Genomic DNA, 24,914 nt, shown 5'->3' with positions numbered 1-24,914 from the left:
AGTGCTTGCGTCATGAATGCCGATTGGATCTCGCGAGGTCTGCTGGGCGCCGTCGTCGTGTGTCTGCTTGCGCTGCTCGTACGCAGTTGGGGTGCAGCCGACGCCGTGCCGTGCAGCGACGACGCGCGGTACAGCATCACGGGCTTCGCCGCCGGTGCGCCCGTGCTCGTGCGGACCGACCCCGACACGGGAGAGATCCTCAAGTTCGCGTTGGAGGGCGGCCCGGATACCTGGGTCGCGCGAGGCAGCGGGGACGACGTCGCGCTTCCCACGCAGCCCGCGAATCCCGTGCCCGATCCCGCTCCGAACGTGACGCCGGCCGTGGCGGATCCGACCGCCTTCCTGGTCGCCGTCCAGAACCCGGCGCTCCCGGCCGACATGCGCGCCTGGTCGGCGCTGCAACTCGCGGGGAGCGAGGAACCCGCAGCACGCGCGGCGCTGATCGACGCCCTCGACGACGACGTCCCCGAGGTGTCCGTCGCCGCCCTGCAAGCACTGATCGGGGTGGACCATCCCCGCGTGCGCGCTGCCGCCCAGGAGCGGCTGGAGCACGAAGAGGATGGCGTGCGCGAGGTGGCGCGGCGCGTGTTGGAGTCGCTCGAGCGCTAGTCGCGCTGGGGAATCTCGCCGCCGCGCACCAGACCGGCGAGGAAGGGACGGATCTCCTCCGCGGCGATCAGTCCTTCGAGCGATCCCACTTCGAGGGCGCGTTCCACCGAGTGGATGGCGTCGAACTCCGCTCCGATCTCGGCTTGCTTCTGCAGGAGCACCTGGCGGTAGGCAGCCTCGAAGGCGGCGCGGGCCTCGGGGTCGTCGTGCCGCTGGGACAGCCGCTGAAGGCGCGCGATCTCGGGGTCGCGCAGCGCTCGAGCGCGTGCCTCGCGCGAGAAGACCACCGCCGCGGCCGGCCCGCCGCCGATGACCGACGCGAAAGAGCCCTCAACGGCGGCGGCTCGCAGGCCCGGGTTGAGCTCGCGGCTGAACACGACGTAGGCGCCGCCGTGATACCGAGACACCACCAGGAAGGCGAGGACGCCGCTGAAGTTCACGACGGCACGCGCGATCTCGGCACCGTACTCGAGCTGGAGCGTGCGCATGGACTCGGGCGAACCGTCGAACCCCGAGAGGTTGGCCAGGACCACCGCCGGGCGCACACCGCTCGCCGCGTTGAGCGCGCGCGCCACCTTCTTGCTCGACCCGGGGAACAGCGTGCCGCCGGTCCAGGAAGACGGCCCGTCGGTGGGCGGCGCGCCTGCGCGCGGCAGGTTGCGGCTCTCGATGCCGATCAGGCTGATCGGCTGGCCACCGAGGCAGGCATCCCAGACGATGGCGGTCTCGGCGCCGCGCCAGCCGCGCCAGCGCTCGAGGTGGCCCAAGTCGTGGTCGACCACCGACTCCATCAGCGCGCGCATGGCGAAGGGGCGCTTGCGCTCCGCGTTCTCAGTGGTGTCGAAGATCTGGCCGATGCGGTCGAAGTCGTGGCCGTGGGCGCGGCGCGTCTCGGATTCGGTGACGCGGCGATCGATCGGATCGTCGGTCGGGAGCGGTCGCGGCGCGAGTTCTCCGGGCACCACGTAGGCGTAGCGGTAGTGGTGATAGAGGATCCCGTAGGCTTCGGCGAGATTCCGTGCGAGGAACTGGGCCTGGCCGTTCGGGCCCATGATGCGCTCGTAGCCCCCGATCCCGACCTCGTCTTCCGCCGACACGGACCCCGAAGCCGCGAGTGCGGCCCGGCCCGTGAGCACCATCGAAGCCGACGGCGTCATGATCAGCACGCCTCGGGTGTGTTGGAGCATGGTGGAGAGGGCGTCGAAGTAGCTCTGGGCGCCGACGTTCACGCCCTGCACGATCACGTGAATGGATCCACCCGCCTGGGTGAAGGTCACGATCCGTCGCACCACCCGCGCGGTAGCGTCGAGGTTCTCGGTGCCGCTGTCCATCGCGATTCGCGCGCCGCTCGAAACCGGCACCCACTCGACCGGGAGGCCCTCGGCCTCGGCGAGGTCGATGGCCGCGACGATGCGATCGCACTCTGCGGCCGAGAGCGACCCCATGCCCAGCGTCGGGTCCGAGAGCACCAGCACCCGGCGCATGCCTTCCGGGATCGCTTCGGTCGGGGTGTCGATGACGCCGAAGACGATCGCGCTGGTGTTCTGGGCCGGCGGACGTCCGGCGACGCTCTTCGCCTTCGGCGCCGCATGATCGGGGTCGAGGTCGAACTCCTCGAAGTGACCGGCCGGGAGGCCGCCGTCGCCGGCGAGGTCGACGTTGTCCGGTGCGCCGGTGAGCATCCGGACGATCTCGTAGGGATAGACGAGGCGTCGGCGCCTGGCCGCGACCACCTTGCGCTCGTAGGTCTGGGCGGGTTCGAGGGCTTCGTGGTGAGGCTCGCGCCAGGAGAGCTCGAGGCGGCTGCCCGTGGGATCCATGAAGACGATCTCGACGGGGCGGGCCGGTGACTCGGGCGCTTCCCGATCCAGCACGTTCAAGCGAACCACGACCTTCTCGAGTCCGAGGTGGCGGGTGGCGGGGTAGAGTCGACGCGCCAGGGACTCGACCAGCTCCTGCTCGAGGTAGACCGAAGGCGTCGCGAACAGCATCAACCGATTCCACTGCAGGCGTCGGCGCGGGTCGCGGAGCTGGAGGTGATTGCGCAGGCAGCGCGCGGCCTCGAAGAAGTCCCGCTCGAACGCCGGCACGTGCAGGCTCGCCTCGTGGGCATCGGTGTCGTCGGGGGAGCGTCCGCGCACGTCGGCGAACACCAGCAGCCGCTCGTCGTCGGGGATCTCGGGACTGCGGGCGTGGAAGCAATAGAGATCCTCGGGCGCGTCGAGGCGCTCGACGTCGAACTTGCGCAGGCGATCGAGGTCGATGCGGGCGGCCGTGTCCGGATGGATGCCCCAGAGATCGCGGCGCTCACGCAACGGAGATGCGCCGGCGCCCTCGTGCTCGAAGGTCAGGTGGGTCGGCGGCGTGCCCGTTCGCAGGAAGGTGAGGGTCAGGCGCTGGGTCGACAGGGACGGGCCGAGGAGCGGAGCGATGGCTTCCGAAACGGCGGCCTCGTCGGTGTCGTCGTGCAACGGCACGAGCAGCTCGATCGCGTGCACGCGGCGCGTCGGCGTCCGATTCGATGCGGCACTCGCCGCGCGTCCGAGCCGCTCGAGGGTCGGGCCGAGGGCATCGACGCGCGACAGGCTGCCGAGGACGATGCGTTCACCCGGAAGGTCGATGCGCTCGACGTGGACCGGACCGACCACGCCCGACGTGTGCGCGTTGGGCCGCTGGTGCCCGTAGAGACGACGGACGTGGGCGGCGACGGCGATCGCACGGCGTCGCGGGTCGTCGTCTTCGAGCCAGCGCCCGACGCGATGGAAGACGGCCCGCGGCGCGTTGGCGAGGTGCGCCAGGACCGACTCGGGCGGGTGGGTGAGCGACGCCTCGGCCGCAGCCAGCCAGCTCTCGACCTCTTTCGAGGTGCGCTCGGCCTGGACCTCGAGGCGCGGCCCCTCGAAGATCGTGTAGCGCGCTTCGAGGCAGAGGTCGGCGATGGCGTCGGAGACGAGGCCCCGCAGGCCGGCAATGCGGGCGAGCACGTCGTCGAGGGCGCGATCGCCGCCCAGGTCGATCCCCGTGGCCGCGAGGGCGTGGATGCGGGAGAGGCACCCGAGCACGAGCCGCCGTCGCAGTTCGGGAGCGAGCTGGGACGCCAGCAGGCGCAGCAAGGCGCGTTCGAGCGCGCCGGTCGCCTCGAGGGAGTCGACCCCGAAGTGCCCCAGGGCGCGCAGCCAGATCTCCCGGAAACCCTCGGGCACGGACTCGCCGCCATCGCGGTAGCGGCGGATCGCGTCCAGCAGGAGCGCACGCGTCGAAGCGCCGGCTTCCCCGGTGGGGCGCGGCAACGGCGCGCGGCTGAAGAGCTGCTCGATGTCGGCGAACAGTGTCAGCTCGCGGCGGACCTCGGCGAGCTCCCATCGGAAGCCATCACTCAAGCCGTCGGGCAGCGGCGCTTCCAGGAAGGCGGCGAGTTTCTCACCGCGGTCGGGATTGACGTCGTAGCCCATCAGCACGCGGCGGATCTCCTCGCGCGCCGCGTCCATCGCCGCCCGACGCTCGCCCTGGGCCGCCTGTTCCGCCTGGGCCAGGTCCGGGACCCCGTCGACGAAGAAGCCGTCGAGCGGATCGACCTCGGCCTCGATCGCGAGGCGCGGAGCCGATGCGTCGTCGCTGTCTCCGTCGGGCTCGATCTTCAGCAGCAGCTCGCCGGCTTCCACCTGCTGGCCCGCAGCGACGAGCACTTCCTTCACCACGCCGCTGATCGGTGCCTCGAAGCCGATCTCCATCTTCATCGCTTCGAGCCGGCCGAGAATCGAACCCGCGTCGACGCGGTCACCCGGGACGACGTCGAGGGCGACGACGATCGCCGGCGTCCCCGAGCGCACGTGGCCGGCGGAGCCGGTGGCGAAGCGATAGGGGTGCCCCTCGACCTCGACCCGGAGCCCCTGGTCGGTGTGATCGAAGAGCAGGCGTAGGCTCTTGCCGCCGAACTCGAAGCTGGCGCGGTGGGGGCCGTCGCTGCGCAGGGCTACGGGGACGACCCTTCCGTCGAGGTGGACGCGGTAGCGCCAGGCGCCGATCGCGAAGACGTCGAGCTCGTAGGACTCACCGCGGAACGAGAGGTCGATGTGTTGCCCGGTCGAAGCGGGAGCCGAGGCCGGGGTCAGGTGCGCCGGGTCGGCGAAGATCTCGCGGCGTGCGCGATCGCGACCCTGCTGGTAAGAAAGCACCGCCGCCGCGCACAGCGCCGGGACGGCGTAGGTGGCGTCTCCCTCGCGCAGTTCCGGGTGGGAGTCGAGCCACTCGGTGTCGACGTCGCCACTGCGGTAGCGCTCGGTCTCGATCAGGTGGAGCAGGTAGCCCTTGTTGGACGCGCCGCCCTCGACCACGAGGTCGAAGTCGCGCAGCGCCATGGCGAGGCGCGCCCGCGCTTCCTCGCGCGTTTTCCCCATCGCGATCACCTTCGCGATCAGGGAGTCGAAGTCGGGCGGGACGTCGGAGCCGACCCCCACGCCGGTATCGATGCGGATGCCGCGACCGAGTGCGGGGTCGAAGCGGGCGATGTGCCCGGGCGAGGGCAGGAAGTCGGCCTCCGGATCTTCGGCGCAGACCCGGGCCTCGATCGCGGCTCCCTCGCTCGGAGGAGGTTCGGGTGCGAGGGCTTCTCCGTTGCCGATGCGAATCTGCAGCTCGACCAGGTCGACGCCCGTGAGTTCCTCGGTGAGCCCGTGTTCGACCTGGAGCCGGGGGTTCACCTCGAGGAAGGCGACCTCGTCGTCCGTGACCAGATACTCGACGGTGCCGACGCCCGTGTAGCCGACGCTCGAGGCGAGCCGCTTCGCGGCGTCGAGCAGATCGTGAATGCGCCCTGCGTCGAGGCTGGGCGGCGGAGCCTCTTCGAGGATCTTCTGGTGTCGGCGCTGCACCGAACAGTCGCGACTGCCGAGGGCCCACACGGTGCCATGGAGATCGGCCGCGATCTGCACCTCGATGTGGCGACCGCGGCGCAGCCTCGATTCGACGAACAGGCGGTCGTCGCCGAACGCGGTTCGGGCTTCCGAACGGGCGCTCTCGAACGCCGGCGCCAGCTCCGCTTCGGAGCTGACCACGCGGATGCCGCGTCCCCCACCACCCGCGCTCGCCTTGAGCACCACTGGGTAGCCGATGCGTTCGGCGTGTTCCCGGGCGGCTTCGACGCTCTCGACCTCGCCGCCGCTCCAAGGGATCACCGGCACACCGGCGCCCTCGGCCACGTGCTTCGCGCCGATCTTGTCGCCCAGCGCGCGCATCACGTCGCCCCTCGGACCGAGGAAGGTGATCCCCGCCTCGCTCACCCGATCGGCGAAAGCGGCGTCCTCGGCGACGAACCCCCAACCGGGCCAGACGGCATCGGCCTCGCAGCGGCGCAGGGCTTCGAGCAGACCCTCGTGATCGAGGTAGGCACTGACGGCGGTCGCGCCCGTCGGCTCCAGGCGCAGGGCCGCATCGGCCTGGCGCACGAAGGGCGCGTCGCGGTCGGGATCGGTGTAGAGCGCAACGCAGGTGAGCTCCGAGCCATCGCGCGCGCGCATCGCCTTCACGGTTCGGATGCAGCGCAGCGCGGCTTCACCGCGGTTGACGATGGCGATGCGTTGGATCGGACGTGCTCGTCGCGGATCCTCAGGCGGCGGCATCGAAGTGCTCCTGCTCCAGTTCGGAGAGACGCGCCAGGATCTGCCGCGCGATGTCGCGTGAACCGCGCAAGCCGCCGTGGTCACTCTTGGGTTCGAGCCACGCCATGCGCGCCCGAATCGTGTCGCCGCGTTCCGGAACCCCGCTGTACTCCTGCTGCGCGTCGCCACGGAGGTAGACGCACAACACCCGACAACCGGGCACGGCTTTCACCATCCGGCCGACGCCGTAGGCCGCGCTCTCCACCTCGATCCGGCCGGTGCGGCTGCGGCCGCCTTCGGGAAACACGAGGCCGACGTCGCCGCGCTGCAGGAGATGGGCGAAGCGCGCCAGCGATCCCGCCACTTCTTCGCGCGACCCTCCGCGTGCCACGGGCAGGCACTTGTACAAGTAGGTCAACAGGCGTTGCCAGGGCTTCGACGCGAAGGTGGTGCGGTCCGGCATGTTCCACGGGAGCGACGAGAAGTGTGCGACGTACCAGGCGGGCGACGCGAGGGCGTAGGCGATCAGGGCCGAGTCGATCATCGTCAGGTGGTTGCCGCAGATCAGCAGCGGCGCGTCCGAGCGCTGGCGATGCTCTCGATAGGCCCGGCGCAGCGGCGCGATGTCGACGAAACGCAGCCGTAGGAATCCGCGCAGGAACCAACCCACGGCGGCGGTGGTGAGAGGAGATACAACTCTCCCCACCGCGCGCTGCATCTTCAGCGCGAACCGGGCATGACTCGAGAGGTCGGAAGGGGCGGTGTCGCCCACTACCCGAGCTTGGCCGAGATGAGCTCCACCGCGTTGCCCACGGTCTCGACCTTGTCGACGTCCTCGTCGGCGATCTCGATGTCGAACGCGTCCTCGAATTCGAGCACCACATCGACGAGTCGTGCGGAGTTCACCTTGAGCTCGTCGAGGATGTGGGTCTGGTGACTGACGGCGTCGAGCGCTTCCTGGCTCTTCACGTAGGGCGTGAGGATCTTGACGACCTGCTCGAAGACTTCTTCCTGGCTCATGGCTTCTCCTTGATTGCTTGGCTTCTCGGTTCGTAGGCGCTAGTCGCGAGGGCGTCGAAACACCAGGCAGGCGTTGACGTCCCCGAATCCGAAGCCCGCCTTCACCACGACATCGAGGTCGGGCCGGTCGAGGGCTTCGTGGGGAATCGAGTCGGCATGGGGCTCGATCTCGGGATGGACGTCCTCGCAGTTCGTCGACGGGTGTACGAACCCGCCGTCGAGCATCAGCACGCAGGCCACCGCTTCGATCGCGCCCGCCGCACCCAGCGTGTGGCCGACCATCGATTTCGTGCTCGTGATCGGCGGCAGCTGTCCGGGCGCGCGGTCGAGCGCCACTGCCCAGGAAGCCACTTCTTTGGGGTCGGCTCCGGTGGCGGTGAGATGGCCGTTGATGGCACCGACATCCGACGGGCCGATGTCCGCGTCGTCGAGGGCCAGCTGGATGCAGCGCCGCACCGCGTTGGGGTTGGGCGCGGTCATCGAGCCGCCCTGGCGGTGCCCGCCGCAGTTGATGCCGGACCCGGCGACCTCGGCGTAGATACGGGTACCGCGTTCGCGCGCGCTCTCTTCGCTCTCGAGCATGAGCAGGCCCGCGCCCGCCGCCGGAACGAACCCGCCGGCCGACGCGCTCATCGGTCGGGACGCGAGTTCCGGCGTGTCGTTGTGATTGCGGTTGAGGACGCGCATGGCGTCGAAGCCCGCCCAGATGTAGTGACTCTCGCCTTCCGCGCCGCCGCAGAGCATGCGCGTCGCCTGCCCGCGTCGGATGCGCTCGGCGCCCATCGCGATGGCCTCGGCGCCCGTGCTGCACGCACTCGAATTCGTCGTGACCTGGTTGCCGAGGCTGAGGAGGCCCGACACACGGGCCGAGACGCCGCTGGCCATCACCTGTTCGACGGCCGTGCTGCCCAGGCGGCGCACCTTCTTCGCGTCGGTGAGCGGGACGACGCGCGAGCCGGTGGTGTCCATGCCCCCGATGCCGGTCCCGATGATCGCGCCGGTGTCCCAATCGACGGCGTCGTCCTCGGGGCTGGGCCGGGTGAGCCCCGCGTCGCGCCAGGCGTCGAGAGCGGCGATCGCCGCATAGCGGTGGGACGAGTTCATCGCGCGCAGGAGCTCTTCGTCGAAGTGCTTCTCGGCGATCTCGTCGATGCCCTCGGGCACGCCGGCGACCTGACTGCCGAAGCCGTGCTCCGCCATGGCCTCGTTGTGACGGATGCCCGAGAGGCCGGCGCGGAGGGCGCCGCTGAAGGCATCGGTCCCGACGCCGTTGGGCGCCACGACCCCGATTCCGGTGATGACGACGCGGTTCGTCACTTGGGTACCCCCATGCCGGAGAGCGTGCCCGAGCAGACCACCGTCCCATCTTCGCGCTTCATCTCCACCGCGCAACGCAGCTTGCGACGGCGGAAGAAGACGACGCGCCCGGTCGTGAGCACACGATCCCCCGGAGCGACGATACCGCTGAAGTCCACGGAGGCGTCGGTAAAAAGGGTGGTGTACTTGCTGGCTTCGTCGGCGCCCACCTCGCGCTCGAGGAGGTAGATCCCGAGCGCCACGACGCCTGCCTGAGCCATGGCCTCGATCAGGATCACCCCGGGGGTGATGGGGTTCCCGGGAAAATGGCCCCGATAGAAATCCGCGTCGGCGGGGAAACGGGTGGCCGCGACGATGTGCTCGTCGCCCAGCTCCAGGATCTCGTCGATGAAGCGAAACGGCTCCTGCTGGGGAATCGCCGCCAGGACTTCGGCCGGGGTCATCGTCATGGGTCGGGTGCTCGTGAGCGGGAGACCGCTCAGCGCTCCATCTGCCCGCCGCGACCGTGCGGGGAGGGGTGGGGGTAGTCGGGGTAGGCAATGCCCTGGAAGGTGCCGACCTTCGCGCGCTTGACGGTGTAGATCGGGGCGTCGTCGACGAACAGGGTGGCGTCGCCGATGACCATGGCCGCGCCGGCCTTCTCGAGCTCGGTGTAGCGGCGGACGTCCACCTCGGTGCGAACGCAGCGGTCGTGGGGGCGGATCTGGCCGAAGAACTCCACCTCACCGCAGCCCAGCGCGCGGCCCGATCCGAGCCCGCCCGCCCAGGCGCAGAAGAAGCCCAACAACTGCCAGATACCGTCGACGCCGAGGCAGCCCGGCTGGACCGGGTCGCCGAGGAAGTGACACTGAAAGAACCAGTCGTCGAGACGCACGTCGCGCTCGGCGACGATCCTTCCGCGCGATCCGTTGCGCTCGATGTGGGTGATGCGGTCGAGCATCAGCATCGGCGGCAGCGGCAGGCGGGCGTCGAAACCCAGCGGCGGATCATCGAACAGTCGACCGTGCGCGAAGGCGAGCAGCTCGGCGTGGTCGAAGGCGTCGCGGGCCTGGAACTCTTCGTACTTCACGCACTCTCTCCCACGAAGCGGACACCGTAGCTCGACCAGGTCAGGCCGGCGCCCACACCGGCCACCGCGACGTCGTCACCGGGTCGCCACTTTTCCCACTCCATCGAGAGCACGCTGGCGGCGCTGGCGGCGCCGGTGTTGCCATACCATTCCACGTTCGTGTGGTGGCGCTCCGTCGGGATCTCGGCGAGATCTCGCACCCGCTCGAGCATGCGAAGGTTCGCCTGGTGGCCGACGAAGTGCAGGCGGCGCGTGGGCACCTCGAGTTCGTCGCGCAGGCGCTCGACGGCCGCCACCATCTTCTTGATGCCGAACATCTGCACCGTCCGGCCCTCCTGGCGGAAGTGCCGGCCGCGCGGGACGACGACCTTGTCGCGCCCCGAAGGCTGACTGGCGAGCGCGTTGGCCACGATCTCGGCGGGAGCCGAAACCCGGGTGGAGACGATCCCCGCCGCCGCGGCGTCGCCCCACAAGACGGCCGTCGCGCGGTCCTCGTAGTCGACCGTCGTCGACAAGGTTTCCGGGGCGACCAGCAGCACGTACGGGGGCAGCTTGGCCGGGTCCATCAGCGACAGGAAGTAGAGCTGGGCGAAGAAACTGGTGCAGGCGGAGCTCACGTCGAGGGCCGGCGTGTCCAGACCCAGCGCCGCGGCGACGTTGCAGGCTTCCGCCGGAGCGCCGCTCGTGTCCGTGGCCGAGTTCCCCGAGAGGACCAGGCCGATCTCGGTGTCGGTGATCCCGGCGCGCGCGATCGCCATCCGCGCGGCGCGTGCACCGAGGCTGGCGTTGTTGTCGGTGGCGGCGTCCAGGGCCTCGCGCGGATCGCGGTTGCGGGTGGTCCGGATGTAGTCGAGGGGCATGACGCTGCGACGAGAGCGGATCCCGACGCGCTCCAGGATCCACTCGTCGCTGGTGCCGATGTCGAGCGACTCCAGGAAACGGTTCGAGATCTCGGCTTCCGGGTGGGCGTGTCCCAGCCCGTGTAGATAGAGGCTCAAGCGATTCCCCCAGGGGGTGGCGGCGTTGCGCGGTCGGGAAGACCTTGGGGGCGCGCCAAGACCTTGATCGAATTCAGGTTTTTTGGCTGGCTCGAGACAGGGCGGGGTTGCCACGCAACCCGACCCCCCGGCCTCTTGGGGGCCGACGGGCGGTATTCTGACCCACAGTCACTTCTTGTCAAGCCGTCGGCGCGGAGGGCACCCGAGCGGTGGGCCGTCGAAACCGGCCCGCTTCGAAACCACTAGACTGCCCCGCCATGGGCGGACACGTACGCATCGAACGAGACTCGAACGACCCGGGCGTCGCCTGGTTGATCTTCGATCACCCGGAACGGCGCAACGCGATCAGCGTGGAGATGTGGCGACAGATTCCGCCCCGACTCGAAGAGCTCGCCGCGGACGACAGCGTCCGGGTGGTGATCCTGCGCGGTGTCGGTGACGTCGCCTTCGTGGCCGGCGCCGACATCTCCGAGTTCAGCGAGACGCGCACCGGCGACGCCGCCAAGGACTACGACGCCGACGGGCAGCGCGCGTTCAGCGCGCTCGAGGCCTTTCCGAAGCCGCTGATCGCAATGATTCACGGATTCTGTGTGGGAGGCGGCGTCGCGATCGCACTCTGCGCCGACTTCCGTTACGTGGCGGACGATGCCGTGTTCGCGGTACCCGCGGCAAGACTCGGGCTCGGGTACCACATGTCGGGGATCGAGATGCTGAAGGATCTGGTCGGGCCGTCGCGCGCGAAGGAGATCTTCTTCACCGCGAAGCGCTACTCGGCCGCCGACGCCCACGCGATCGGGTTGGTGAACGACGTCTTCCCGAAGGCCGAACTCGAGGCGTCGGTTCGAGAGACCGCCGGCCGCATCGCGGCGAACGCGCCGCTCACCGTGGCCAGCGTCAAGAAGATCGTCTTCGAGCTGAGCAAGCCGGCGGCGAAGCGCGACCTCGAGGCGGTCGCCGAGTCGATTCGCGTGTGCTTCGCGAGCGACGACTACAAAGAGGGCGTCTCCGCGTTCCTCGAAAAGCGCAGCCCCAAGTTCGTCGGCCGCTAGGCGCGGAACCGGTCGTAGCGGGCGCGAACGCTGCGCTCCCGGCGGACCCGACCGCCTTCGAGGAGACCATGCCGAGAGAGCGTTTCATCGCGATCGACTGGTTGCGTGGCTTCGTGATGATCTTGATGGCCATCGATCACGCGTCTGGTTTCATGAACACGGGTCGTCTGGCCGTGGACTCGGTGTATCCCGTTGCCGCGTTCTTCGTGCCCGGCTGGGAAGCGGGCACCTCCCTCGACGGCGCCCAGTTCTTCACACGCTGGATCACTCACCTGTGTGCTCCGACCTTCCTCTTCCTGTCCGGAACCTCACTTGCCATGAGCGTGGCGGGCCGTACGGTCCGCGGCGAGTCCGCACGCTCCATCGACCGACACCTGGTGGCCCGCGGCCTCGTGTTGATCGCGTTCGAGGCGTGCTGGCTCTCGCTGGGGCCCAGCGCCGCCGTCGGCCGCTACCTGCTCGTGCTCCAGGTGCTGTTCGCGATCGGCGCCTCGCTGGTCGCGATGGCTGCCTTGCGCCGCCTGCCTTCTGCGTGGTTGGTCGGTTTCGCGCTGGCCTGGTTCGTCGTGAGCGACGTCCTGACGCCCCGTCTCGCGCCGGTCGGACCGGACGTCGGCCCCGTCGCCGCGCTCCTGCTCGCCCCGGGTGAGTTCGGTCTTGCGGCGGTGGCCTACCCGGTGCTGCCCTGGCTGGCGATGATGATGCTCGGGTGGGCCTTCGGCACCCACCTCATGCGCCGCCGGGAGCGTGGAGAGACCTCGGACGCGGTCGCCCCCCACTGCGCATTCGCAGGCGTGGCGAGTCTGCTGGTCTTCACGGCGGTGCGAGGTTCGAACGGTATCGGCAACCTCGGGCTCCTCCGCGACGATGGTTCCTGGGTCCAGTGGCTCCACACCAGCAAGTATCCGCCGAGCCTTTCGTTCGCGTGTCTGGAACTCGGATTGATGGCGCTGCTGCTGGCGGCGCTGCTCTTCGTCCAGGGCCGAATGCGAGGGGAACCCTGGAAGTACAACCCGTGCCTCGTGCTCGGTCGCACGGCGCTTTTCTTCTATCTCTTGCACTTCCCGCTGCTGCTCGCGATGGCCATCGCGACGGGTTCTCTGCAGGCTGGCGGGTTGGTACATACGTACCTCGCGGCGTTGGCAGCCGTCGTGCTCCTCTATCCCGCGTGCCTGGCCTACCATCGCTACAAGTCGCGCCACCCCGACGGCTGGACGCGCTTCGTGTAAGAGCACCCGTGCAAGAGAAGGGGAGGGCTGGCCGCCGCGTGCGACCGTCTCCCCGTCGACTCCCATGCCGATCTACCGCCTCGGGACCGAACTCGTGTTTCCCCACCCGTCCGAGAGCGATCCCTCGGGCTTGTTGGCGGTGGGGGGCGACTTGTCGGTCGAGCGTCTGCTGCTGGCCTACTCCGCCGGGATCTTCCCGTGGTATTCCGACGACCAGCCGATCCTGTGGCATTCACCGGACCCGCGCGCCGTGCTGATCCCGAGCGCCCTGCACGTTGGGCGGAGCCTCGCGAAGGTCGTACGTCGGGCTCCGTTCGAACTCCGCCTCGACAGCGTCTTCCCCGAGGTGATCCGTGCCTGCGCGACGACGCCGCGGAGCGGGGAGGTCGGCACCTGGATCACCCCCGAGATGCAGGAGGCATACGTTGCGCTGCACGAGGCGGGGTTCGCCCACTCGGCCGAGGCGTTTCAGGACGGGCAGCTCGTCGGCGGGCTCTACGGTGTCTCGATCGGACGGGCCTTCTTCGGCGAATCGATGTTCGCCCACGCCTCCGACGCCTCGAAGGTCGCGTTCGTGTCGCTCGTCCAGCAGCTCGCGCGCTGGGGCTTCACGCTCATCGATTGTCAGATGCACACCGCGCATCTGGAGCGCTTCGGCGCCGTCCAGTGGCCGCGCAACCGCTTCCTGCGGTCCCTCGCCGAGGCGGTCGCGGCGCCCACCCGCCGCGGCGCCTGGGGCTTCGATTCGGCAGACTGAGGCGACGCCCGCAGCAAAGGAAGGCCCCATGACGCTCGCCGCCGACGGTCCCAACAAGGACCAGATCACCTACTGGAACGAAGCCTCGGGAGACAAGTGGGTGGCGCTCCAGGAGCGCATCGACGCCCAGATCGCCGTCTTCGGGGAGCGCGTTCTCGACGCGGCGAAGCTGTCCGCCGGCGAGAAGGTGCTCGACGTCGGCTGCGGATGCGGAGCGACGAGTCTCGACGCCGGTGGTCGCGTCGGCAGCGCGGGCGAAGTGGTCGGTGTCGACATCTCGACCGTCATGCTCGGCCGGGCGCGCGAGCGCGCGAAGATCGACGGTCTCGAACAGGTGTCCTTCGTGAACGCGGACGCCCAGCTCCACGCCTTCCCGGCGGGTCACTTCGACGCCGTGGTGTCTCGGTTCGGGGTGATGTTCTTCGACGATCCGACGGCTGCCTTTGCGAACCTGCGCGGCGCTCTCGCTCCGAACGGCCGACTCGTGTTCGCCTGCTGGCGGCCACCGACCGAGAACCCCTGGGTGATGGTGCCGATGCAGGCGGTCGCGGACATTCTGCCGCCTCCCGACATGCCGGCGCCGGGCGCGCCGGGCCCGTTCTCGTTGGCGGACCCCGACCGGGTCGAGGGCATCCTGCGCGATGCAGGCTACCGCGACATCACCGTCGAGCCCGACGACGCGGCGCTCGTCCTGGGCGGCGGGCCGGAGCTCGATGTCGCGGTGGAGTTCTCGCTCGCGATGGGCCCGGCCGGGCGCATGATGCAAGACGCGACGGACGCCCAGCGCGCCCAGGCGACCGATGCGGTGCGCGAGGCGCTGAAGCCGCATCACGACGCGAACGGCGTGACGCTCTCCGGGGCAACCTGGCGGGTGCGCGCCTCGGCGTAGCGAAGAGCCGACGGGTCGGACTCGGGTACCGTTGCGCGTGTGATCATCCGCGTCCTCGAAACCCTCGCTTTCAGCTCGGTGTGGGTGGCGCTGACGGCGGCGGCCTTGTGTGCGGCCGTCGCGCGCATCCTGCTCGGCGCCGTGGCGGTCGACGCCGCGGTTCTCGCCGGCGCCGGAACGCTGGTCGTCTACAACGTCGACCGGCTGCGCGATCGCGATCGGGATCGGGAGACGACGCCAGCGCGCACCGACTTCGTCGAGACGCATACGCCCAGCCTGGTGGGTCTCAGCCTCTTCGGGGTCGTGGTGGCGACGCTGGCGGCGTGGCGCCTGCCCGCCGAAGCCTGGGTGCTGCTCGCGGCGGTGGCCCTGCTCGGCCTCTTCCATCGCCGTCTGAAGCGACACCGCTGGTGGAAGCCCTTCTACATCAGCGGTGCCTGGACCGCGGTGACCGTCGGCTTGCCGATCGCGGGTGTGGAGTCGGTCGTCGACGTGGGCTGGGCCGCTGCCATCATCGGCACCACGATCTTCGCCAACGTGGTCGCCTCGAACCTGCGCGACGGCGAAGCCGTGACCGCACGCTACGGGCCGGCGGTGCCGCTGCGATTGGCGCGCGGGAGCGCGCTCCTGGGTCTGCTGTTGGCCTTGCTGGCGCCCGATCCGCTTCTTCCTCTGGCGTTCGTTCCATGGACGACCGCGGTGGTGCTGCTGCCGTTCTCGCCGGGCGAGCGCTACGGGCTGGTCGCGGTCGATGGCGCGCTCTTGCTGGGAGCCTTGGGCACCCTGCTCTCGAGCTGAGGGCTCAGGCGCCGCCGTCGGATTCGGCGAACGGGTCGTAGCTGCCGAAGCTCCAGACGTTGCCCTCGAGGTCCCAGGCGCCGTAGCCCGAACCACCGTAGGGCTTCGTCTCGAGTCCCATCGCGATGCGCGCGCCACGTTCCTTCGCCCGCTGGTAGTGGGCTTCACAGTCCGGCACGACCACGTAGGCGGACTGCGAGTTGCCGCCGAGTGCGTTCGCCGGCTTCACGAACTGGCCCCACTCGTCGTCGCGGGCGCTGCCCAGCATGACCATGCCGTTGCCGAGCACGAGCTGGGCGTGCGCGACGCCGTCTGCCTCGTCTGGAACCACGAGGTGCGGCTCGAAGCCGAAGACCTCACAGAGCCAGTCGATGGCCTTCCGTGCGTCGGTGTATCGAAGGGTGGGAACGACGGTCGGATGAGAGGGGGACATGGCGCCTCCGGGCTCGGGGTTCCCTCGCATCATACGCGCGCGGTCCACCGCCGGATCGACAAACCGTACGCCCGGTGGTGTCGCGCACCCGAGTGCCCTCGCCGCGCGGGGCGGGGCGCTGGGAAACGTTACCGGGCGGGCGAGTCGCTCGCTGGGCCGGCGGTCGCTCCCCGCTGCCGCATCTCTTCGAAGCGCTGGATGGTGCCCTGGATGAAGATGCCCTCGGCCTCGGCCGTGAGCACTTCGCCCGCGTGCATCGTGCCCTTCGCGAAGATCTTGCGGCCCTCGGTGCGATCGACCCAACTCTCGAGCCGCAACTCGGTGTCGATCGGCGTGGGCGAGCGGTAGATGACACGCAGCGTGCCGGTCATCCCGCCGACCTGGTTGGCGACGTTGACCGAGCCCAGCAGCTCGTCGAAGAGTGCCGCGATCACGCCCCCGTGCACGCAGGTCGGGGGGCCGATGTAGGCCGCGCCGAAGCGCACCCGGCCGTGGATGCGGCCGTCGCGCACCGTGAACTCGGCGGGCGGCGCGAGCGGATTGCGCGGGCCGATGAGCGGGCTGTAGGGGAAGTACTGCTCGAGGGTTTCGCCCGGCTCGAACGAGGTGAAGCCGTCCTCCCAGGCCAATGAGCGCTGGGCCCAGGGCCCTGGATGGGCGTGGGGGGCGAGCAGCGCGGTCGCCTGCTCGAGGTGGGCGAGGGCCGCGTCGGCGACTTCCGTCGGCGCCTGGGTCCGACGCACCAGGTCGACCACGCGGCGCGCCTCGGCAGTCAGGCGCTCGGCGGCGTCCGGATCGGGAGGGATCGAGGCCATGGGGTGAGCGCGAAGGCGCCGCGGTCGCAGGATCGCAGCGCCTTCGTCCGTTAGCTCTTCGCGGCTTCCAGCCGCTCGCGCAGCGCGTCGAGCTGGTTCACCAGCTCCTGCGGCATGCGGGCGCCGAACTGCTCGTAGTATTCGCGGATCAGGGGCAGCTCGTGGAGCCAGCCGTCGACGTCGACCCGGAGCAGCTGCGCCATGTCGTCGGCGTCGATGTCCAGACCCTTGGTGTCGAGGTCGCCTTCCTGGGGCAGGTTGCCGATCGGCGTTTCGATCGCCTTCGCCGTGCCTTCGCAGCGCTCGAACACCCACTTGAGGACGCGGCCGTTCTCCCCGAAGCCGGGCCAGAGGAAGTCGCCGCCGTCGCTCTTCCGGAACCAGTTGACGTTGTAGATCTTCGGCAGCTTCGCGCCGGCCTTCTGTCCGATCTCGAGCCAGTGGTTCCAGTAGTCGGCCATGTTGTATCCGCAGAAGGGCAGCATGGCCATCGGGTCGCGCCGCAGCTCGCCGACGCCCTTGCCCGCGGCGGCGGCCGTCTTCTCACTGCTGATGATCGACCCGAGGAAGGTGCCGTGCTGCCAGTCGCGGGCTTCGTTCACCAGGGGCACGACGGTGGCGCGGCGACCGCCGAAGAGGATCGCGCTGATCGGCACGCCCTTCGGGTCCTGCCACTCGTCGGCGATCACCGGGCACTGGCTCGCGGGCGCCGTGAAGCGCGCGTTCGGGTGGGCGGCCGGGCTGCCCTTTTCGGGCGTCCAGTCCTCGCCGTGCCAGTCGGTCAGGCGTGCCGGGAGCTCCTTGGTCATCTCCTCCCACCAGACATCGCCGTCCGGAGTGAGGGCCACGTTCGTGAAGAAGGCGTTCTCGCTGAGCGAGAGCATCGCGTTCGGGTTCGAGTGCATGCTCGTGCCCGGTGCGACGCCGAAGAAGCCGGCTTCGGGGTTGATCGCGTAGAGCTGCCCGTCGTCGCCGAACTTCATCCAGCAGATGTCGTCGCCGACGCACTCGACCTTCCAGCCGGGGATCGTGGGCGTCATCATCGCGAGGTTCGTCTTGCCGCAGGCGCTGGGGAAGGCGGCTGCGACGTAGCGCGGCTGGCCTTCCGGCGGCGTGAGCTTCAGGATGAGCATGTGCTCGGCCATCCAGCCCTCGTCGCGGGCCATGACCGAGGCGATGCGGAGCGCGAAGCACTTCTTCCCGAGCAGGGCGTTGCCGCCGTAGCCCGAACCGAACGACCAGATTTCGCGCGTCTCGGGGAAGTGGACGATGTACTTGTTGTCGCCGTTGCAGGGCCACGGCACGTCCTGCTGGCCTTCGGCGAGAGGCGCGCCGACCGAGTGGAGGCAGGGGACGAAGGTGTCGTCGCCCAGCACCTCGAGCACGCGGCTGCCGACGCGGGTCATGGTGTGCATGCTCGCCACGACGTAGGGCGAGTCGGTCAGCTGAACCCCGATGTGGGCGATGGGTGATCCCACGGGACCCATGCTGAAGGGAATCACGTACATGGTGCGACCGCGCATGCAGCCTTCGAAGAGGCCGCGCAGCTTGGTCTTCATCTCGGTCGGGTCGGCCCAGTTGTTGGTGGGGCCCGCGTCGATCTCCTGCTCCGAGCAAATGAAGGTGCGGTCCTCGACACGCGCAACGTCGGCCGGATCCGACCAGACCAGATAGCTGTTGGGGCGCGCGTCGAGCTTCCGGGCCGTACCGGCCTCGAGCATCAGGGCGACCATCTCGTCGTACTCAGCCTGGCTGCCGTTGCACCACTGCACACGGTCGGGCTGGCAGAGAGCTTCGAATTCGGCCACCCACGAATTCAACTTCGCATTGTTGCTGGACATGGAGTCTCGCTTAATTGGGAGTCGCGACTCGGTCACCGCCCGGTCGCAGCGGATGGGCCGCTGCCGGGTCGAGGTCGGCGCGCTCGGTCAGGGAGGAAAACGGCCCGCGCCGGAAGAGCACGGGCCCAGGTCGCGGGCGAAGCCGCGAGGCCGCCCAGTATATCGTTCGTGACCCAGACGGAACATTCGGTCACGTGGAAATCCGGCGCGGAATCGCCTTCTCCCCACGGGGCCATGGCTGCGTGCGAGGGGCCCGAGGCGGCCCCTCAGAAGGCCGCCAGGGTCGCTCCGATCAGGGCTCCGAGGGTCAGGATCATGTTCGCGCCGAGGGTCAGCATGAAGCCCGGACCCCGCTTCGCCGGGTCCTCGGCGTAGCCCCGGGCGAAGAGCGCCCGGCCGACGAAGAAGACCAGCCCCAGGACGCAGGCCCAGAGCTCGGAGACGTACATGGCGAAGAGCCACAGGGCTGGCAGGAAGACGACCAGCTGCTCGACGGTATTGCCCTGGACACGCGCCCAGCGCTCGAAGGCCACGTCACCCGTCATGGAGGGGGCCGGCACCCCGTGGCGACCCCGGGACTGGCCGGTGAGCCAGACGATCACCAGATACTCGGCCAAGACCAGGGCGGTAACGATCGCAACGCGCTCCACGTGGGACTCCCTGGACGCAAGTGACCCTACCGCTCATAACATGACCAGGAGTCCGCTTTCAATCGCGGAGCGCACGGGGCGGGACGGCGTGGGCGGTCGGGCCGTCTGCGGACCCGGGGGGTGAGGCGGCCTATACCTCGGGCAGCGGGTACCCGTCGACGATCGGCTCCTGCTTCTCGAAGTGGGGCCCGAGGTGCTTGTGGAGGTCTTCCGCGGACCAGGCCTGGTCGTTGTCGAAGGTGGCGCCGTGGGAGGGGCGGTTCATCACCACCACCTGCTTTCCCCACACGATGAAGAGCTGGGCCGTGACGTTCTGGGCCTGGGGGCTCGCGAGGTAGGCGAAGAGCGGCGAGCTGTTGCCCGGGTTCATGTTGTCGAAGCCTTCCTCGGGAACGTCGAACATCGCGGCGAAGGGACCGCGGTGGGACATGCGCGTGCGCGCCCGGGGCATCACGATGTTCGCCGTGCCGCCGTACTTGAGCAGCACCTTCGCGGTGCCCAGGGTGAGCGCCACGATGCCGGCCTTCGCCGGCGCGTAGTTCGGCTGGCCGGGCGTGCCGAACAGGAAGGACTCGCTGGCGGTGGCGATCACGCGGGCGTACACCGGGCCGCCCTCGGTCTTGCTCTTTTCCCGCCAGTACATCGCCGCGAACTTCTGCGGCGCGAAGTGACCCTTCAAGTGCACGCGCACGACATCGTCGAAGTCCTGCTCGCTCATGTTGAAGATCACGCCGTCGCGGGTGAAGCCCGCATTGCAGACGAGGATGTCGAGGCTGCCGAAGGCGTCGACGGCGGTCTTCACCATCGCCTGGGCGTCGCCGAAGTCGGCGCAGTCGCCGAAGTGGGGAACGGCCTCGCCGCCCATCTTCTCGATCTCTTCGCAGACGGCGCGCGCCGCGGTCTCGTCCCGGCCCTCGCCATCGACGCTCGTGCCGATGTCGTTGACGACGATGCGCGCGCCTTCGCGAGCGAGTTCGAGGGCGTGGGACTTCCCGAGCCCATTCGCGGCGCCCGTGATGACCGCGACCTTTCCTTCCAGCGAACCCATGGCGGTGTCTCTCCTTGACGGCGGCTAGGAGAGCCGCTCGATGATCGTTCCGGTGCCGACGGAGGCTCCGCAGCACATCGTGATGAAGGCGGTGGTGGCGTCGCGGCGCTCGAGTTCGTGGAGCGCCGTCACGATCAGCCGCGACCCCGTCGCGCCCACCGGGTGACCGAGGGCGATCGCGCCGCCGTTCACGTTGACCTTGCCCATGTCGGGCTCGAAGACCTTCGCCCACGACAGCACGACGGCAGCGAACGCCTCGTTGATCTCGACGAGGTCGAAGTCGCTCACAGTCATGCCCGTCTTGCGCTCGATCTCCTTGGTGGCGTCGATCGGGCCGTCGAGGAGGTAGTAGGGGTCGGTGCCCACCACGACGTCGGCGACGATGCGCGCGCGCGGGCGGAGCCCCAGCTCCTCGGCCTTCTCCTTCGACATCCACAGCACGGCCGCCGCACCGTCGGAGATCTGGCTCGAGTTGCCGGCCGTGTGGATGCCGCCGTCCATCACGGGCTTCAGCTTCGAGAGGCCCTCGGGCGTGCTGGGGCGGATGCCCTGGTCGGTGTCGATGGTGCGGGTCTTGCCCGTGGGCTGACCGTCCTCACCGAGCACCGGCGACTCGATCGGCAGGATCTCGCGTGAGAAGTAGCCCTCGTCGCGCGCGCGCATCGCGCGCTGCTGCGACTCGAGCGCGAAGGCGTCGACGTCGTCGCGGGTGATTCCGCGGTTCTGAGCGATTCGCTCGGCGTGGGTGAACTGGTCCGGGGCCGTGTCCCAACCCCACTCGGGCGGTTGGAAGTAGCCGGGGCCGTTGATCACGTTGGCGCCCAGGCCGACCTGACTCATCACCTCGACGCCGCAGGAGATGCCGGCGTCGATGGAGCCCGCGCGAATGAACGCCGAGACGATGTGGTTCGCCTGCTGGCCCGAGCCGCACTGGGTGTCGACGGTCGTTCCGCCCGTGCGCCAACCCTTGTTGCGGTTGAGCCAGGCGACGCGAGTGATGTTGTTCGACTGGGACCCGGCCTGGGTCACGCAGCCGCCCACCACCTGCTCGATCTCGGCCGGATCGACACCGGCGCGGTCCACGACCCCGTCCTGGACCCGGCCCAACAGGGTGCCCGGGTGGATTCCCGAGAGGTCGCCCTTGATCGGCTTGCCCCGGGCGATCGGAGTTCGCACCGCGTCGACGATGACGGCTTCGCGCATGGAGATTCTCCTCTCCCGCGCGGCTTCGTGGCGTGCGGGTCGGAAAGGGATCCACCGGGAGCCGGCGGAGATGGGGGGTCGGGCCGATGGGGCCCGGGCGCAGCAAGATAGACCAGCTGCCGGGGCCGATCACGGTTCGTCAGGAGCGCGTGCCCGTCAGCTGCGCTCTGCGGCGGGCTTTTCCGGGCGCAGCAGCCCTTCCTGAACGACCGATGCCACGAGTTCTCCCGACTGGGTGAACAGCCGTCCCGTCGTGAACCCCCGGGCACCCGAGGTGATCGGGCTCTCCTGGGAATAGAGCAGCCAGCTGTCCGCGCGGAAATCCCGGTGGAACCACATCGCGTGGTCCAGGCTCGCGAGCTGGTAGCCGGTCGCGAGGGCGTCCATGGCGTGAGGCATGCCGGCGACGTCGATCAGCGTCATGTCCGAGGCATACGCCACGAGGCAGCGTTGCAGGATCGGGTCGTCGGGTACCTGTCCGTCGGCCCGGATCCAGACATCGAGGCGCGGGGGCCGTTCGGCGGGCTGCATCGGGTCGAAGGCCGTCGCGTGCCGGATGTCGATCGGGCCCTTGCCGAGGAACCAGCTCGCGCCGTCCCCGAGCTGCTCGACGAGCGGCGCGAAGCGCTCCTGCCAGGTGGGAAGACCCTCGGGATCCGGGACGTCGGGCATCTCGACCTGATGCCGGGGACCGTCCTCGTCCACATGAAAGGAGGTCTCGAGATGGAAGATCGCGCGCCCCTTCTGGATGGCGGTGACCCGCCGCGTCGTGAAGGAGCGCCCGTCGCGCGTGCGGTCGACCTGATAGAGGATGGGGATCCGGACATCGCCCGGGCGCACGAAGTAGGCGTGCAGGGAGTGCGCGGTGCCCTGTTCGACCGTGCGCCCGGCGGCCATCAGCGCCTGGGCCAACACCTGCCCGCCGAAGACACGCTGCCCGCCCGAGGCCGGACTGCGACCACGGAAAAGGTTCACCTCGAGGTCTTCGAGGTCGAGCAGTTGCAACAAGCCTTTGAGGGAGTCGGACACGACCCGAAACGTACCCTTCTCGGGCCGGTGGTACACTGCCGCCCATGGCCGGTGAGCTTTGGGCCGCGATGGCGGAAGACTGGGACGCCGTCGCGCGCAACGATCCGGCCTCGCGCGACCGCTGGGAATCCGCCCTCGGACACACCGCGCTTCACGCGATCTGGGCCCATCGCATCGCGCACCGGCTCTTCACTTCGGGCTTCCGGCGTCTCGCGCGCGCGGTGGCCGCCGTGGCCCACGCGTGGTCGGGCGTGGAGATCCACCCCGGTGCGCAGGTCGGACGGCGTTTCTTCATCGATCACGGCAGTGGCGTGGTGATCGGCGAGACCGCCGAGATCGGAGACGACTGCGTGCTCTTCCACAACGTCACCCTCGGTGGCACCGGGAAACATCAGGGGAAACGCCATCCGACCCTGCGCGACCGGGTCTACGTGGGGACGGGGGCCACCCTGCTGGGACCGATCCTGGTGGGCGAGAACGCGAAGGTGGGCGCTGGCTCCTTCATCCACATGCGCGACGTGCCCGACGACTGCACGGCGGTGGGTACCCCGGCTCGCATCGTGAAGCGCGCGGGGCAGCGGGTCGAAGCCGAGTTGCCCCGTACGCGCCTGCCCGACGAAGCCATCCCGGTCGCGATTCCGAACGACGCCAGTGCTGCGCGTGTTGGCCGAGAGAGTTGAGACATGACCCGTACGTCCCCCGCCGACCGGTTGCGGACACTGTTGGAGGGCTCCGCACTGCTGCGGATGCCCTGTTGCTACGACGCCCACACCGCGCGCCTCATCGAACGCGCCGGCTTCCCCCTGACCTTCATGAGCGGTTTCGCCGTCGCCGCGGCGCGCGGCTTTCCCGACACGGGCTTGCTCTCCTACGGCGAGATGCAGGATCAGGGGCGTCAGATCTGCAGTGCCGTCTCGTTCCCCGTGATCGGCGATGCGGACACGGGCTACGGAAACCCGATGAACGTGCGTCGCACCGTCGCAGGCTATGCCGCGGCGGGGTTCGCTTGCGCCATGATCGAGGACCAGCGCGCGCCGAAGCGCTGCGGTCACACGCGCGGGAAACAGGTGGTCGAACGCGACGAAGCCCTGTCGCGCGTGCGCGCGGCGGTGGACGCCCGCGATGCCGGCGCCGACGTCCTCATCATGGCGCGCACCGACGCCCGCGCCACCCACGGGCTCGACGAAGCGCTCTGGCGCGCCCAGGCCTTCGCCGATCTCGGCGTCGATCTGCTCTTCGTCGAAGCGCCGACGAGTGAGGCGGAGATGGAGCGGGTGTGCGGCGCGACGTCGGTCCCCCAGATGGCGAACATGGTCGAAGGCGGCGATACGCCGATCCTCCCGCCGAATCGCCTGGAGTCGCTCGGCTATCGCATCGCGGCCTATCCGCTCACGCTCCTGTCCGCCGCGACGCGCGCCATGCAACAGGCGCTCGCGGCGCTCGGCGACGGAACCCAGGTCGAAGGGCTCTTGCCCTTCGCCGAGCTGCGCGAGATCGTGGGCTTCGACGCCTACGAAGCGGAACAGGCGCGCTACGCCGATGCCTCTCGCGAGGAGCCTCGGTGAAGATCCAGGCGATCCACGTCGACGCGACGGGCGGCGCCGAGGCTCTCGACTACCGGGAAGCCAGCCTGCCGGAGCCCGGGCCGGGCCAGGTGCGGGTCGAAACCCGTGCTTGCGGCGTGAACTTCATCGACGTCTACTTCCGGACGGGGCTCTACCCGCGGCCCACGCCCTTCGTGCTCGGGCTCGAAGGGGCGGGGGTGGTCGAGTCGGTGGGTGCAGGGGTGCGCGACCTCTCCCCCGGCGATCGCGTGGCCTGGGCGATGGCGCCGGGCTCATACGCCACGGGTCTCCTCGCACCCGCGGACCTGTTGGTGCGCGTCCCCGAGGCAGTGTCCGACGCGGTGGCCGCCGCTTCGATGCTGCAGGGCATGACGGCCCACTACCTCGTGCACGGCTGTCGTGAGACCCGCGCTGGCGACTGGGCGTTGGTACACGCGGCGGCGGGCGGTGCGGGTCTGCTGCTCGTGCAAACGCTGGCGCGCGCCGGTGCTCGGGTGATCGGCACCTGTTCGACCGCCGAGAAAGAAGCCCTCGCGCGCGGCGCCGGGGCCGAGCACGTCGTCCGTTACACGGAGGTCGACTTCGCCGAGGCCGTGCAGGAACTCACCGACGGCCGCGGGGTCGACGTCGTGTACGACTCGGTTGGCGCGACGACCTTCGAGGGCAGCCTCACCTGCCTGCGGCCGCGCGGCCTCCTGGTGCTCTACGGCCAGTCCTCGGGCCCCGTCCCGCCCTTCGATCTCGGCCGCTTGAATGCCCAGGGCTCGCTCTTCGTGACGCGACCTTCCCTCGCGCACTACGCCGCCGATCGCGCCGAACTCGAGCTGCGCGCCGGCGCCGTGCTCGAAGCCGTGGCGTCGGGTGCCCTCGACGTTCGCATCGGCGCCGAGTTCCCCCTGGCCGCGGCCGCCGACGCCCACCGCGCCCTCGAAGGGCGGGCCACGACGGGGAAGGTGCTGTTGCAGCCCTAGGTTTCGTCGCCTCGAAGGCCACCGGAA

Annotated in this window: 23 protein-coding genes; 9 read left to right on the top strand and 14 right to left on the bottom strand. The window is 69.6% G+C overall.

Annotated elements, in window-relative coordinates; translation table 11 throughout:
• The first annotated feature begins 12 nt into the window (after positions 1 to 12).
• Positions 13 to 609, top strand: coding sequence for a HEAT repeat domain-containing protein (locus tag AAF430_10225; protein MEM7410597.1), 597 nt, complete (start codon positions 13 to 15; stop codon positions 607 to 609).
• On the opposite strand, the gene AAF430_10220 is transcribed toward AAF430_10225, so the two are convergent.
• Genes AAF430_10220 through AAF430_10190 form a run of 7 tightly spaced genes read right to left on the bottom strand, consistent with a single transcriptional unit; the run spans position 606 to position 10,610 of the window.
• The gene (locus tag AAF430_10220) at positions 606 to 6,227 is read right to left on the bottom strand and encodes a biotin carboxylase N-terminal domain-containing protein (GenBank protein MEM7410596.1); all 5,622 of its coding nucleotides are present in this window, start codon (positions 6,225 to 6,227) and stop codon (positions 606 to 608) included. The genes AAF430_10225 and AAF430_10220 overlap by 4 nt on opposite strands.
• A complete protein-coding gene (locus AAF430_10215) occupies positions 6,214 to 6,978 on the bottom strand; it encodes a lysophospholipid acyltransferase family protein (GenBank protein ID MEM7410595.1) in 765 nt (254 codons plus the stop codon). Before AAF430_10215 ends, AAF430_10220 begins: the two co-directional genes overlap by 14 nt.
• Positions 6,978 to 7,226, bottom strand: a complete 249-nt coding sequence (locus tag AAF430_10210; protein MEM7410594.1) for a phosphopantetheine-binding protein — start codon at positions 7,224 to 7,226, stop codon at positions 6,978 to 6,980. The genes AAF430_10215 and AAF430_10210 overlap by 1 nt, the downstream gene beginning before the upstream one ends.
• Before the next feature lie 39 nt (positions 7,227 to 7,265).
• The gene (locus tag AAF430_10205; GenBank protein MEM7410593.1) at positions 7,266 to 8,543 is read right to left on the bottom strand and encodes a beta-ketoacyl-[acyl-carrier-protein] synthase family protein; all 1,278 of its coding nucleotides are present in this window, start codon (positions 8,541 to 8,543) and stop codon (positions 7,266 to 7,268) included.
• A complete protein-coding gene (locus AAF430_10200) occupies positions 8,540 to 8,992 on the bottom strand; it encodes a hotdog domain-containing protein (GenBank protein MEM7410592.1) in 453 nt (150 codons plus the stop codon). The genes AAF430_10205 and AAF430_10200 overlap by 4 nt, the downstream gene beginning before the upstream one ends.
• A 29-nt stretch (positions 8,993 to 9,021) precedes the next feature.
• Complete coding sequence (fabA, locus tag AAF430_10195; GenBank protein ID MEM7410591.1) at positions 9,022 to 9,612, bottom strand: bifunctional 3-hydroxydecanoyl-ACP dehydratase/trans-2-decenoyl-ACP isomerase; 591 nt, start codon at positions 9,610 to 9,612, stop codon at positions 9,022 to 9,024.
• On the bottom strand, positions 9,609 to 10,610 hold the full coding sequence (locus tag AAF430_10190; GenBank protein ID MEM7410590.1) for a ketoacyl-ACP synthase III: 1,002 nt from the start codon (positions 10,608 to 10,610) through the stop codon (positions 9,609 to 9,611). Before AAF430_10190 ends, fabA begins: the two co-directional genes overlap by 4 nt.
• 257 nt (positions 10,611 to 10,867) lie before the next feature.
• Between AAF430_10190 and AAF430_10185 the strand changes: the two genes are divergently transcribed.
• From AAF430_10185 to AAF430_10165, 5 genes are all read left to right on the top strand, one after another.
• Positions 10,868 to 11,659, top strand: a complete 792-nt coding sequence (locus tag AAF430_10185) for an enoyl-CoA hydratase (protein ID MEM7410589.1) — start codon at positions 10,868 to 10,870, stop codon at positions 11,657 to 11,659.
• 68 nt (positions 11,660 to 11,727) lie between these two features.
• Entirely contained in the window at positions 11,728 to 12,888 is a 1,161-nt protein-coding gene (locus AAF430_10180; GenBank protein MEM7410588.1) for a heparan-alpha-glucosaminide N-acetyltransferase domain-containing protein, read from the top strand.
• Between the two features lie 64 nt (positions 12,889 to 12,952).
• The gene (aat, locus tag AAF430_10175) at positions 12,953 to 13,645 is read left to right on the top strand and encodes a leucyl/phenylalanyl-tRNA--protein transferase (GenBank protein ID MEM7410587.1); all 693 of its coding nucleotides are present in this window, start codon (positions 12,953 to 12,955) and stop codon (positions 13,643 to 13,645) included.
• Positions 13,646 to 13,673: 28 nt separating this feature from the next.
• Positions 13,674 to 14,534: a class I SAM-dependent methyltransferase gene (locus AAF430_10170; GenBank protein MEM7410586.1), complete on the top strand. Its 861-nt coding sequence runs from the start codon at positions 13,674 to 13,676 to the stop codon at positions 14,532 to 14,534.
• A gap of 39 nt (positions 14,535 to 14,573) precedes the next feature.
• Positions 14,574 to 15,332 carry a hypothetical protein gene (locus AAF430_10165; GenBank protein ID MEM7410585.1) on the top strand — a complete coding sequence of 253 codons (759 nt, stop codon included), beginning with the start codon at positions 14,574 to 14,576 and terminating at the stop codon, positions 15,330 to 15,332.
• 4 nt (positions 15,333 to 15,336) lie between these two features.
• Here the strand turns inward: AAF430_10165 and AAF430_10160 are convergent, their stop codons facing one another.
• From AAF430_10160 to AAF430_10130, 7 genes are all read right to left on the bottom strand, one after another.
• Positions 15,337 to 15,765 (bottom strand): VOC family protein, encoded by a 429-nt coding sequence (locus AAF430_10160; GenBank protein MEM7410584.1) that lies wholly within the window; start codon positions 15,763 to 15,765, stop codon positions 15,337 to 15,339.
• A gap of 128 nt (positions 15,766 to 15,893) precedes the next feature.
• Positions 15,894 to 16,580 carry a PaaI family thioesterase gene (locus AAF430_10155; GenBank protein MEM7410583.1) on the bottom strand — a complete coding sequence of 229 codons (687 nt, stop codon included), beginning with the start codon at positions 16,578 to 16,580 and terminating at the stop codon, positions 15,894 to 15,896.
• Positions 16,581 to 16,630: 50 nt separating this feature from the next.
• On the bottom strand, positions 16,631 to 18,421 hold the full coding sequence (locus AAF430_10150) for a phosphoenolpyruvate carboxykinase (GTP) (GenBank protein MEM7410582.1): 1,791 nt from the start codon (positions 18,419 to 18,421) through the stop codon (positions 16,631 to 16,633).
• Between the two features lie 266 nt (positions 18,422 to 18,687).
• Positions 18,688 to 19,071: an MAPEG family protein gene (locus AAF430_10145; GenBank protein ID MEM7410581.1), complete on the bottom strand. Its 384-nt coding sequence runs from the start codon at positions 19,069 to 19,071 to the stop codon at positions 18,688 to 18,690.
• Between the two features lie 130 nt (positions 19,072 to 19,201).
• Positions 19,202 to 20,119 (bottom strand): SDR family NAD(P)-dependent oxidoreductase, encoded by a 918-nt coding sequence (locus tag AAF430_10140; protein ID MEM7410580.1) that lies wholly within the window; start codon positions 20,117 to 20,119, stop codon positions 19,202 to 19,204.
• Between the two features lie 24 nt (positions 20,120 to 20,143).
• Complete coding sequence (locus AAF430_10135; protein MEM7410579.1) at positions 20,144 to 21,322, bottom strand: steroid 3-ketoacyl-CoA thiolase; 1,179 nt, start codon at positions 21,320 to 21,322, stop codon at positions 20,144 to 20,146.
• Positions 21,323 to 21,478: 156 nt separating this feature from the next.
• Positions 21,479 to 22,351, bottom strand: a complete 873-nt coding sequence (locus tag AAF430_10130) for an acyl-CoA thioesterase II (protein MEM7410578.1) — start codon at positions 22,349 to 22,351, stop codon at positions 21,479 to 21,481.
• Between the two features lie 44 nt (positions 22,352 to 22,395).
• Here AAF430_10130 and epsC point away from each other — a divergent pair, with 44 nt between their 5' ends.
• Genes epsC through AAF430_10115 form a run of 3 tightly spaced genes read left to right on the top strand, consistent with a single transcriptional unit; the run spans position 22,396 to position 24,887 of the window.
• Positions 22,396 to 23,031: a serine O-acetyltransferase EpsC gene (gene epsC / locus AAF430_10125; protein MEM7410577.1), complete on the top strand. Its 636-nt coding sequence runs from the start codon at positions 22,396 to 22,398 to the stop codon at positions 23,029 to 23,031.
• 3 nt (positions 23,032 to 23,034) lie between these two features.
• Positions 23,035 to 23,916, top strand: a complete 882-nt coding sequence (locus AAF430_10120; GenBank protein ID MEM7410576.1) for an isocitrate lyase/PEP mutase family protein — start codon at positions 23,035 to 23,037, stop codon at positions 23,914 to 23,916.
• A 2-nt stretch (positions 23,917 to 23,918) separates the two neighbouring features.
• Entirely contained in the window at positions 23,919 to 24,887 is a 969-nt protein-coding gene (locus AAF430_10115) for a quinone oxidoreductase (GenBank protein ID MEM7410575.1), read from the top strand.
• The last annotated feature ends 27 nt before the right edge of the window (positions 24,888 to 24,914 follow it).

Source organism: Myxococcota bacterium (assembly GCA_039030075.1).
Lineage (GTDB): Bacteria > Myxococcota_A > UBA9160 > UBA9160 > SMWR01 > JAHEJV01.
This window is presented reverse-complemented; position numbering and strand designations above follow the sequence as displayed.

Coding starts and splice junctions, on each gene's coding strand:
- AAF430_10225 (MEM7410597.1), top strand. CDS start 13: ATGAATGCCGATTGGATCTCGCGAGGTCTGCTGGGCGCCGTCGTCGTG.
- AAF430_10220 (MEM7410596.1), bottom strand. CDS start 6,227: ATGCCGCCGCCTGAGGATCCGCGACGAGCACGTCCGATCCAACGCATC.
- AAF430_10210 (MEM7410594.1), bottom strand. CDS start 7,226: ATGAGCCAGGAAGAAGTCTTCGAGCAGGTCGTCAAGATCCTCACGCCC.
- AAF430_10200 (MEM7410592.1), bottom strand. CDS start 8,992: ATGACGATGACCCCGGCCGAAGTCCTGGCGGCGATTCCCCAGCAGGAG.
- AAF430_10185 (MEM7410589.1), top strand. CDS start 10,868: ATGGGCGGACACGTACGCATCGAACGAGACTCGAACGACCCGGGCGTC.
- AAF430_10180 (MEM7410588.1), top strand. CDS start 11,728: ATGCCGAGAGAGCGTTTCATCGCGATCGACTGGTTGCGTGGCTTCGTG.
- aat (MEM7410587.1), top strand. CDS start 12,953: ATGCCGATCTACCGCCTCGGGACCGAACTCGTGTTTCCCCACCCGTCC.
- AAF430_10170 (MEM7410586.1), top strand. CDS start 13,674: ATGACGCTCGCCGCCGACGGTCCCAACAAGGACCAGATCACCTACTGG.
- AAF430_10160 (MEM7410584.1), bottom strand. CDS start 15,765: ATGTCCCCCTCTCATCCGACCGTCGTTCCCACCCTTCGATACACCGAC.
- AAF430_10155 (MEM7410583.1), bottom strand. CDS start 16,580: ATGGCCTCGATCCCTCCCGATCCGGACGCCGCCGAGCGCCTGACTGCC.
- AAF430_10150 (MEM7410582.1), bottom strand. CDS start 18,421: ATGTCCAGCAACAATGCGAAGTTGAATTCGTGGGTGGCCGAATTCGAA.
- AAF430_10140 (MEM7410580.1), bottom strand. CDS start 20,119: ATGGGTTCGCTGGAAGGAAAGGTCGCGGTCATCACGGGCGCCGCGAAT.
- AAF430_10135 (MEM7410579.1), bottom strand. CDS start 21,322: ATGCGCGAAGCCGTCATCGTCGACGCGGTGCGAACTCCGATCGCCCGG.
- epsC (MEM7410577.1), top strand. CDS start 22,396: ATGGCCGGTGAGCTTTGGGCCGCGATGGCGGAAGACTGGGACGCCGTC.
- AAF430_10120 (MEM7410576.1), top strand. CDS start 23,035: ATGACCCGTACGTCCCCCGCCGACCGGTTGCGGACACTGTTGGAGGGC.